Annotated in this window: 9 protein-coding genes and 1 tRNA gene; 8 read left to right on the top strand and 2 right to left on the bottom strand. The window is 46.4% G+C overall.

Annotation, left to right across the window (positions count from 1 at the left end; translation table 11 throughout):
• Positions 1-89: 89 nt before the first annotated feature.
• Positions 90-386 carry a hypothetical protein gene (locus SD450_RS15360; RefSeq protein ID WP_318345344.1) on the top strand — a complete coding sequence of 99 codons (297 nt, stop codon included), beginning with the start codon at positions 90-92 and terminating at the stop codon, positions 384-386.
• 277 nt (positions 387-663) lie between these two features.
• On the opposite strand, the gene SD450_RS15355 is transcribed toward SD450_RS15360, so the two are convergent.
• Positions 664-736, bottom strand: a tRNA-Phe gene (locus SD450_RS15355).
• A gap of 155 nt (positions 737-891) precedes the next feature.
• Between SD450_RS15355 and SD450_RS15350 the strand changes: the two genes are divergently transcribed.
• The 7 genes from SD450_RS15350 to SD450_RS15320 all read left to right on the top strand — a co-directional run bounded on the left by SD450_RS15350 (position 892) and on the right by SD450_RS15320 (position 8,676).
• Positions 892-1,620 carry a type III pantothenate kinase gene (locus SD450_RS15350; RefSeq protein WP_318345343.1) on the top strand — a complete coding sequence of 243 codons (729 nt, stop codon included), beginning with the start codon at positions 892-894 and terminating at the stop codon, positions 1,618-1,620.
• Positions 1,621-2,898 carry a hypothetical protein gene (locus SD450_RS15345; RefSeq protein WP_318345342.1) on the top strand — a complete coding sequence of 426 codons (1,278 nt, stop codon included), beginning with the start codon at positions 1,621-1,623 and terminating at the stop codon, positions 2,896-2,898.
• Positions 2,899-3,001: 103 nt separating this feature from the next.
• Entirely contained in the window at positions 3,002-4,372 is a 1,371-nt protein-coding gene (locus SD450_RS15340) for a tetratricopeptide repeat protein (RefSeq protein ID WP_318345341.1), read from the top strand.
• Between the two features lies 1 nt (position 4,373).
• Complete coding sequence (lptC, locus tag SD450_RS15335; RefSeq protein ID WP_318345340.1) at positions 4,374-4,979, top strand: LPS export ABC transporter periplasmic protein LptC; 606 nt, start codon at positions 4,374-4,376, stop codon at positions 4,977-4,979.
• The gene (locus SD450_RS15330) at positions 4,976-5,179 is read left to right on the top strand and encodes a hypothetical protein (protein ID WP_318345339.1); all 204 of its coding nucleotides are present in this window, start codon (positions 4,976-4,978) and stop codon (positions 5,177-5,179) included. Before lptC ends, SD450_RS15330 begins: the two co-directional genes overlap by 4 nt.
• Before the next feature lie 2 nt (positions 5,180-5,181).
• Positions 5,182-6,471: a hemolysin family protein gene (locus SD450_RS15325; RefSeq protein WP_318345338.1), complete on the top strand. Its 1,290-nt coding sequence runs from the start codon at positions 5,182-5,184 to the stop codon at positions 6,469-6,471.
• 84 nt (positions 6,472-6,555) lie between these two features.
• Positions 6,556-8,676 (top strand): peptidylprolyl isomerase, encoded by a 2,121-nt coding sequence (locus tag SD450_RS15320; protein ID WP_318345337.1) that lies wholly within the window; start codon positions 6,556-6,558, stop codon positions 8,674-8,676.
• Between the two features lie 83 nt (positions 8,677-8,759).
• Here the strand turns inward: SD450_RS15320 and SD450_RS15315 are convergent, their stop codons facing one another.
• Positions 8,760-9,341, bottom strand: a complete 582-nt coding sequence (locus SD450_RS15315; RefSeq protein ID WP_318345336.1) for a hypothetical protein — start codon at positions 9,339-9,341, stop codon at positions 8,760-8,762.
• Position 9,342 lies beyond the last annotated feature (1 nt).

Below are 9,342 nucleotides of genomic sequence, written 5' to 3'. Positions count from 1 at the left end.
AAGGTGGGTCACTTTCGTCCGGCCAGCTATGGTCACTTTGAACCGGCGAGGGTGGTATACTATGTCCGGCGTTTCCATTAAGGGAAAGATTGAAAGAAATAATAGTAAATTACTTTGCTGAATACGAAAATAATAGCACGGAAAACACCTTACTTCTTATAGATGTATTGACTTGTCCTTATCTTGGTAAGGATGATTCAGAGGTGATAGAGTTTAGGAGAAAAGTATTAGAGGAAATAAATTTCTTTGATCAAGGAGAATCTAAAATCGTGAAAAACCAGATTGTTAAAGATATATATGATTATAGCCCAAATTGGTTTTTTAAGTGGGTTAACAGTGACCTAGGTATTGAATTAAATACTAAGAGAGGTCATGTTGTATATTAAAATACATAGGGCAAGCAGTTAACTTGTTAATTGCAGCTCCAAAAGCCTTGAATTACTGGTTGAATTTGGTAATCAGCACACACAAGCCCTTATAAAACTTTTATAGTTTTTTGAAGACAGAGGTGGAGTCTCTGTCTTTATTTTTTGCATCGCTTTAAACGTTGGATAAACTAGCCAATGTAAATGGAAAAGACATGTCGCAATACACAAATCGTACAAATATAAATGCAAAAAATCCGCAAATCACTGTATAACAGATTATTGCGGATTTTAAAAGTGGTACCTCCAGGAATCGAACCAGGGACACACGGATTTTCAGTCCGTTGCTCTACCAACTGAGCTAAGGTACCAGTATTTCAATTATGCCTACCATTTGGCGGGCCTGCCCGTCGCAGCGAAACTTCGTTTTGCGAAGGCGGGTGCAAATATAATTTCAAAAATAGGATATACAAACAAAAACAGGAAAAAAGGCATTGATTTTTTTCCATTTCCCGACCTTTGCCCTATGAATCTGGTCATAGACATCGGGAACACCTTGGTAAAGTATGCGGTTTTTCACAACGGCAAGCTGGTTTATACCGAAAGTTCGGAATCCGGGCTCTTCCTTTCCAAGGTGAAGGAGCTTTTTGCGGAGTTCCCCGAAACCGACCATGCACTCATTTCCTCCGTGGGCAAATTGGACCGAAAGGCGCGTGACATCGTTGCCCTCTTCTGCAAGGTGCATGTGCTCTCCAGTGCATCCAAGGTGCCGTTCAAGAACAGTTATGCCACACCGGAGACGTTGGGGGTGGACAGGCTGGCCCTGGCCACGGCGGCCTTTTACCAGAACCCGAGGGGAAACACCTTGGTGATCGATGCCGGCACCTGCATCACCTACGACATGGTCAACAACATCGGAGAATACATCGGCGGGGCCATTTCCCCCGGCGTGCAGATGAGGTACAGGGCCATGCACCAGCAAACGAAAGGCCTGCCGTTGCTCCAGCCCGAGGAGATCCTGGACTTTATCGGCAACTCCACCCAGGCGTGCATGCACAGTGGGGTGATCAACGGGGTTGCCCAGGAAGTGGACGGGATTGTGGACCAATATCGTTCCCGCTTTCAAGATTTAACAGTTATTTTAACAGGCGGTGATGCCCATTTTTTTGCCAAAAGGCTAAAAAACACCATATTTGCGAACCCCAAATTTCTCTTGGAGGGTCTAAATTACTTGCTGGAATACAACAAAAGCTAGATGGTTAAAAAAATATTGATCGCTTTTTTTTGCATGGGCGCCCATGGGCTCTTTGCGCAAAATGCCACCATATCCCCCTATTCATATTTTGGAATCGGTGACCTTCGGGACAATGGTTCCGTGGAAAATCAAATGATGGGCGGCGTAAGCATGTACGGCGACAGTATCCACATCAACCTCTCCAACCCTGCGGCCTATTCCAAGTTGAAGCTCACCGCTTACACGGCAGGAATTTCACGAACAGAATATCGATTGAAGGACTGGTCGGAGCAGCAGAACACTTCGGTGACCAACCTGGACTATCTTGCCATTGGTTTTCCCGTGGCCAAGAACATGGGTGTGGGCTTTGGGCTGATGCCGCTTTCGTCGGTAGGCTATAGCCTGAGGGACGAGACGACCAACAATGGGGCAGAGGTGATCAATGTGTACTCAGGGGAAGGAGGCCTGAACCGGCTATATGCTTCCATTGGTTATGAACCCATAAAGGACCTTAGTCTGGGGATCACCGCCAATTTTAACTTTGGGACCTTGGAATACCAAAGGATACAAAGTGTGGAGGGCGTCCAGTTCGGCACATTGGACAACAGGGAGTCCCGCATAAATGGGTACGACTTCAATTATGCCCTTAACTACACCCCAAGAATAAAGGACAAATACACGCTGTACACCTCCGTTTTGGTGAACACCCAGGGCAATCTGGTTTCAAGGAACACCCAGACGCTGGGATCTTTTTCGGTATCGACCGGGAGCAATATAGAAGTGATCGATGTGGATCTGGATGCCACCAATTTGAGGAACACGGAACTTAAGATACCTACCAAGACCACAGTGGGCCTCGGTTTTGGGGAAGACAGAAAGTGGTTCGTGGGGGGCGAGTACAGTTTTCAGCAATTCAGCGATTTTGAGAACAGGTTCTTGGGGCTGAGCAATGTGACCTACAACGATGCCAGCACCATGGCTTTGGGAGGGTATTGGATACCCGATCACACGGCGTTGACCGGCTATTTTAAAAGGGTCACTTATCGCGCTGGACTGCGCTACGATAAGACCGGTCTAGAGGTGAACAATAAAGAGATAAACAACTTTGGCATAACTTTTGGAGTTGGATTACCGTTGAGCGGTGCGACCTTCGACACCTACTTTTCCAACCTGAACCTTGGTTTTGAACTGGGAAGAAGGGGAACGACCGACGCAGGGCTCATCGAAGAAAGCTATCTGAAGATCAATGTGGGCTTATCCCTAAATGATAGATGGTTTCAGAAAAGAAAAATAAATTGATATAGCTTTTTTTTGAAAAAATGATAAATAACCACCCATAAAAAATCCAGTAAGCGGATTTTTTAATGAAAATTTGTACTTTAACCACTTTAAAATTAGAAAGATGAAAAAGAGACACTACTTAACAATGATAACGGTCGTGATGCTGACAGGATTAAGTATGGCCCAGGCACAGAACCCCGAGTGCATGACCAATCTTTCCATTTACGCCGAACATGCAAAGGTAAAGAACTACGATGCCGCCTATCAACCTTGGAAAATGGTGTACGAAAGTTGCCCGGACATCAATAGGGCCAACTTCACCTATGGTGAAAGGATCCTTTCCCATAAAATAGAAAATTCCACAGGTGCGGACAAGGACGCATATGTCCAAGAACTGATGTCGCTCTATGACAACAGTCTCAAATATTTCCCGACCAAGTTCACCAAAGCCGGAGTGGCCATGGACAAGGCACTGTTGCTGTATGAGAACAAAATGGCTTCGGACGAGCAGATTTTCAACATGTTGGACGCTGCTTTTAAAGAGGACAGGGCCAATTTCAACAACCCTAGGGCGCTTTACCTTTATTTCTCAGCCTTGGTGGATTTGCACGGATCTGGCAAGAAGGACCTTCAGGATGTGTTTGATACCTATGACGATGTCACAGCGAAAATAGAGGAAGAGAACAAGAAGCTTACGGATGTGATCACCAAGTTGCTTCCCAAAGATTCCTTGGGCACCTTGACCTCTACAGAGAAAAAAACACTCAGTGCCTACAGTACCAACTCCGAGTCGTACGGTAAAGTGGCCAGCAGTGTCGATTCCAAATTGGGTAGCCTTGCAGATTGTGACAACTTGATTCCCTTGTACGAGAAGAACTTTGAATCCAGAAAAGGTGATGTGAACTGGGTAAAAGGAGCCGTGGGAAGAATGTTCTCCAAAGACTGTACCGATGATCCCATGTTCAGAAAACTGTTCGAGGCACAATTGGCCTTGGATCCTTCGGCAAGTGCCTACCTCTATGGAGGAACGTTGAAGCAAAAGTCTGGGGACAACAAAGGAGCCATCGAGGACTTCAACAAAGCGGTGGAACTGGAAACAGATTCATATAAGAAATCCAATATCCTATATAAGATTGCGACAACGGTCAGAAAGACCAGCAAATCCCAAGCAAGGAACTATGCCCTGAAAGCTATCGATGCCGATCCAGCCAACGGAAAAGCATATTTGTTGATCGCCAACCTATATGCCAGCAGTGCCAACGATTGTGGAAGCACCCCTTTCGAAAAGAGGGCCATCTATTGGAAAGCTGCCGACATGGCCAGAAAAGCAGGAAGGGTTGACCCCGCTCTAAGTGGAACGGCCAGCCAAACAGCGGCCAGCTATGATGCAAAAGCACCTACCAAAGAGATGATATTCAGCTCCGGTATGGCAGGGAAGACCATCACTTTCAGCTGTTGGGTGGGAGGTAGCGTTACGGTGCCAAGCCTATAATGTGAAACGAAAGTCAAAAAATAATTTAAAGTGTTTTGCCACGGTATTTACCGTGGCAATCCTTTTTATGTCCTGTGGGGACGACTACGAGAGGGTGGGCGAGGAAGCAGTTAAACCCATTTTTCCACAAATGGTGGCACAAAATTTCACACTTACCTACACCGAGACCCTTGAGGCCATGAATGCACAGGATTCGGCAAAATCAAAGGTGATCGCTGTGCTCAGCAGCCCCATTTCAGAGGATTTTGACAACCAATCCTTTAAATTCCGTACCTTTCCCGAAGGACTCCAAGTGGATTTTTTTGATGATAAAAACCAAAAAAGTGTGATCACTGCCGACTATGGTATCGTATATTCACAGACCAATTTGATAGATTTGCAGGGAAATGTGGTCATTGAGACCCACGATGGAAAAAAATTGGAGTCAGAGCAATTGTTTTTTGACCGAAAGAACAATTGGATCTTTACCGAGGCCAAATTTAAATATACCAATCCGGAGGACGGTACGGTAATGGACGGTCAGGGAATGGATTTCAACAAGGATTTCAGTTTTTTCAAGGCGCACAAGACCTTTGGTCTGATGACTATAAAAGAAGAAGAGGAATGATCAATATTCTAAAGTACACCGAATACCTATACTTGGCCGTCGCGGTCGTATCCATCTACAAAATTGTGACGCTCTGGAGCATCGACCCCAAGGAAACCTATATTTTTATCTTCTTTGCGGTCGTGTCCATTGCCATGTTCGTATTCCGAAGAAGATATCGGAAACGTTTTGAACAACGACAAAAGGAAAACCAGAAATAGCCTTGGACACCTCGGTCATTATCATACTTTTTTCCCTATTGTTCTCGGCATTCTTTTCAGGAATGGAGATTGCCTTCATTTCTGCCAATAAGATCCACATAGAAATTGAAAAAAAGCAGGAAGGCATCGTGGCCAAGGTACTCACCTGGCTCACGGAAAAGCCATCCAAGTTCATTGCCACCATGCTCATCGGCAACAATATTGCCTTGGTCATTTACGGAATGTTCATGGGGGATTTGCTCATGGCATGGTTCCAAAGCCTGGTGCCCACGAGCGTTGCTTTTTTGGATGTGGTGTTGACGGATTTCAGCCTGGTTTCCCAAACCGTGATCTCCACCTTGGTCATCCTGTTCACTGCCGAGTTTTTGCCCAAGGTCATTTTTCAGATCTATTCCAACACCCTATTGAAGATCTTGGCCATACCCGCCTATATCTTTTACGTACTGTTCTCCATCATATCGTGGTTCGTTATCAAGGTTTCCGATTTCATACTGCGTGTGTTTTTCAAGACGGACGGGGATGAGGTACAACTTTCCTTCACCAAGCTGGAACTGGGCGATTACATTACCGAACATATGGAGACGGTGGAAGAGGAGGATGAGGTGGATTCGGAGATACAGATATTCCAGAATGCACTTCAGTTTTCAACTGTGAAGGCCCGTGAGGTGATGGTGCCCAGGACGGAGATCACCGCCGTGGAACTGAACGATACCCCAAAAAACCTGACCAAGCTCTTCACCGAGACCGGCTATTCCAAAATTTTGGTCTATAAGGACAGCATAGACGAGATCATCGGGTATGTGCACTCCTACGAACTGTTCAAAAAACCCAAGACCATCAAGAGCATTTTGATGCCGGTGGAATTTGTTCCGGAGACCATGATGATCCAGGACATCCTCAATGTGCTCACCAAAAAGCGGAAGAGCATGGCCGTGGTCTTGGACGAATATGGGGGAACGGCGGGTATCATGACCGTGGAGGATATCATCGAGGAACTCTTCGGGGAGATAGAGGACGAGCACGACACCATTGACTTCCATGAAGAACGGGTCGAGGAAAACCTCTACAAGTTCTCAGCCAGGTTGGAGGTGGACTATATCAACGAAAACTATAAACTGGAACTGCCCGAAGGCGAAGAATACGAAACCTTGGGCGGCCTCATCGTCAACAAGACGGGACACATCCCCGAGCAGGACTCGGAGGTCACCATCGACAATTTCACCTTTCAGATCCTAGAGGTGTCCAATACCAAAATAGACTTGGTGAGCGTACGGGTCCATACTGAGGATTAATGGTTTCCGTATCTTTTTACGCTTTCCTAATTGAAAAGAAAGTGGTATTTTCGCCCACTGAATTTAAAGAAAACTAGCAGTAAAATGGCAATATTAGAGAATATTAGAAAACGGACCACCGTTCTGATCCTTATCATCGGTTTGGCGTTGTTCGCATTTGTAATATCAGGCGTCTTCAGCAGCAACGATTTTGCTGGGGGCAAAGTAGGTTCCTCGATCGCCGAGGTAAATGGGGAGGATATTTCCATTGATGAGTTTAGGAACAAGGTAGAGACCGCTTCCAGGAGCTATGGTCCAAACTTCTCTTCCACGCAGTTGGTGAACATGGTGTACGATCAGGAAGTGCGCAAAGCGCTCTTGAACCAACAGTTCGAAGACCTGGGCATCGATGTGGAGAGCGATCAGATCATAGAATTTGTCCGGACTTCGGGATATGCACAGATACCCGACTTCCAGGATGAGAACGAGATCTTCAATGAAGCGGTGTTCAAAAGTGCCATTGCCGATTGGAGGGCCAACGACCCCCTTCGCTACGATGCTTGGTTGCAGGATGAAAAAGCCATTATAGAAGCGGCCAAAGAGCGTATGTACTTCAACCTGATCAAAGGAGGCGTTGGCGCAACACTTTCAGAAGGAAAGTTTGATTACAAATTGGCCAATGACAAAGTGGACATCCAATACGTCCGTGTCCCTTATTCCTCCATTCCGGACAGTACCATAGAAGTTTCCAAGAGCGAAATTGAAAAGTACATCAACAACCACAAGAAAAGGTTTGAGCAGGACAAGGCACGCGACATCCGTTTCGTATATTTTGAGGAAAAACCATCAGCTGCAGATGAGAGCAGTGTAAAAGAGGCCATTACCGCACTGCTTGACGATACTGTGGAGTACTCACAGGAAACCGATTCCAATGATACCATTGCCGGCTTCAGGAACACCACGGACATGGCGGCATTCTTGGACAGACATTCGGATATCAAGTTCGATACCATATATAAGGCAAAAAATGACCTTCCTTCTGTTGCTGCGGATACGTTGATGGCAATGCAGGTGGGACAAATCTATGGACCTTACAAAGACGGGGATTTTTATAAGATTTCCAAGGTAATGGACAGAAAGGCCAACGGAACCGTAAAAGCCAGCCATATCCTGATTGCTTGGGAAGGTGCAGAACGAGCCAATCCCGCCATTACAAGGACCAAGGAGGAAGCGGAAGCCAGGGCCAAGGAACTTTTGGCCGAGGCCAAGAAAGAAGATGTGGTCTTTACCTCATTGGCCAGGGACAATTCGGATGGTCCTTCAGCGCCACGGGGAGGTGATTTGGGATACTTTCAAGAAGGCATCATGGCCGATGAGTTCAACGACTTTAGCTTTGGAAACCCAACAGGCACCATAGGATTGGTAGAGACCCAATTTGGTTACCATATCATCAAAATTGATGATAAGCAGGATGTGATCCAAGTGGCCACATTGGCACGGGAGATCGAGCCTTCCGAAGAGACCATCAACACCCTGTTCACCGATGCTACCAAGTTCGAAATGACAGCTTTGGACTCCGAAGCTGAGAATTTTGGCGACATCGCAAGGGAAAGCAATTATACCGTAAGACCAGTGAACAAGATCAAGGAAATGGATGAGAACCTTCCCGGTCTTGGTTCCCAAAGAAGCATAGTGCAGTGGACATTCAACGAGGACACCAAGGTGGGCGATATCCGACGTTTCAATGTGAACAATGGCTATGCCGTGGTGCAATTGACCAAAAAGTACGATAAAGGCCTGATGTCCCCTGAGGATGCTTCTGCAACAGCATTGCCCGAAATCAGGAAAGAGCGCAAAGCGGAACAGATCATTGCCGCCAACAAAGGAAAGGCCATGGATGCCATCGCTTCCAGCAACAATGTGACTACGAGCAATGCATCGGCACTGACCGTAAAATCCCCCACCTTGCCCGGAGCAGGTAGGGAGCCTATGGTGGTGGGAACAGCTTTTGCCCTAGATCAAGGCCAGACTTCCGGATTGATCAAAGGTGAGACTGGGGTTTACATGCTAAAAGTGACCAAAAAAGAAGAAGCTCCCAACGTGGAGAACTACAGTACCTATGCCAACAGCTTGCGGGCCAGCACTGCAGCCAGGGTGAGCGGTTCTGTGTACAATGCCCTTAAGGACAAGGCAGAGATAGAGGACAACCGTGCTACCTTCTACTAGGATTTGCACCGATAGATTTTTTAAAAAAGCCCCCTTTAAAAAGAGGGCTTTTTTTTGTATCCTCATTCAGTGAACAGCGATGATTACCTGCTCTCCGATTCGTCCCATTTCATCTTGTAGCAAATGGAAAGGATTTTCCCCTCGGCATCAACGGTCACCTCAAAACCTTGCTTGGTCCGGAAATAGGCATCCCGGAGAAAATACCACTTGCCATGGGCGAAAAAGAACTCCCTTTTGTCCGGTTTCCAAGAAGGTAGGGGATAGGTCACGTCCAGCACACCTTGAAAATAAAGAGCTGTCTGGTCCGTAAGCTTAAAATCTTCCCGGATGTAACTTTGAAACTCTGGAAGGTCGGTGTCCCCATGGATCTGCTCAAAACTGTTTACCTTTTCCCCGGTATCGATCACGATCAACCTATTGATGTCCGTGTCCTTGTTGCTATAAAGATTTTTTGTTTCCTGTGTGATGTGGTACACCGCATATTTTAGGACCTGGGCTGTAGAGTCCGGGGATACTTCCCGATATGTTGTGATGGAGCTCTCCCTCATGAACTGATCCAGACGGTGAAGGGCCGATCCATCCCGTTGGGAAAGGATAACGGAGGGCAAAAGAAAGAGGATGGCCCAAAGGGATTTGCGTGCCAGTGATGTATGGATTTGGGTCATA

The organism is Flagellimonas baculiformis, assembly GCF_033441575.1.
GTDB lineage: Bacteria > Bacteroidota > Bacteroidia > Flavobacteriales > Flavobacteriaceae > Flagellimonas > Flagellimonas baculiformis.
The sequence above is the reverse complement of the archived record's forward strand: the minus strand, read 5'-3'. Positions and strand labels throughout refer to the sequence as shown.

Bases quoted from the DNA above. Each gene is read 5' to 3' on its own strand.
- SD450_RS15320 (WP_318345337.1), top strand. From the start codon at position 6,556: ATGGCAATATTAGAGAATATTAGAAAACGGACCACCGTTCTGATCCTT.
- SD450_RS15345 (WP_318345342.1), top strand. From the start codon at position 1,621: ATGGTTAAAAAAATATTGATCGCTTTTTTTTGCATGGGCGCCCATGGG.
- SD450_RS15340 (WP_318345341.1), top strand. From the start codon at position 3,002: ATGAAAAAGAGACACTACTTAACAATGATAACGGTCGTGATGCTGACA.
- SD450_RS15315 (WP_318345336.1), bottom strand. From the start codon at position 9,341: ATGACCCAAATCCATACATCACTGGCACGCAAATCCCTTTGGGCCATC.
- SD450_RS15350 (WP_318345343.1), top strand. From the start codon at position 892: ATGAATCTGGTCATAGACATCGGGAACACCTTGGTAAAGTATGCGGTT.
- SD450_RS15330 (WP_318345339.1), top strand. From the start codon at position 4,976: ATGATCAATATTCTAAAGTACACCGAATACCTATACTTGGCCGTCGCG.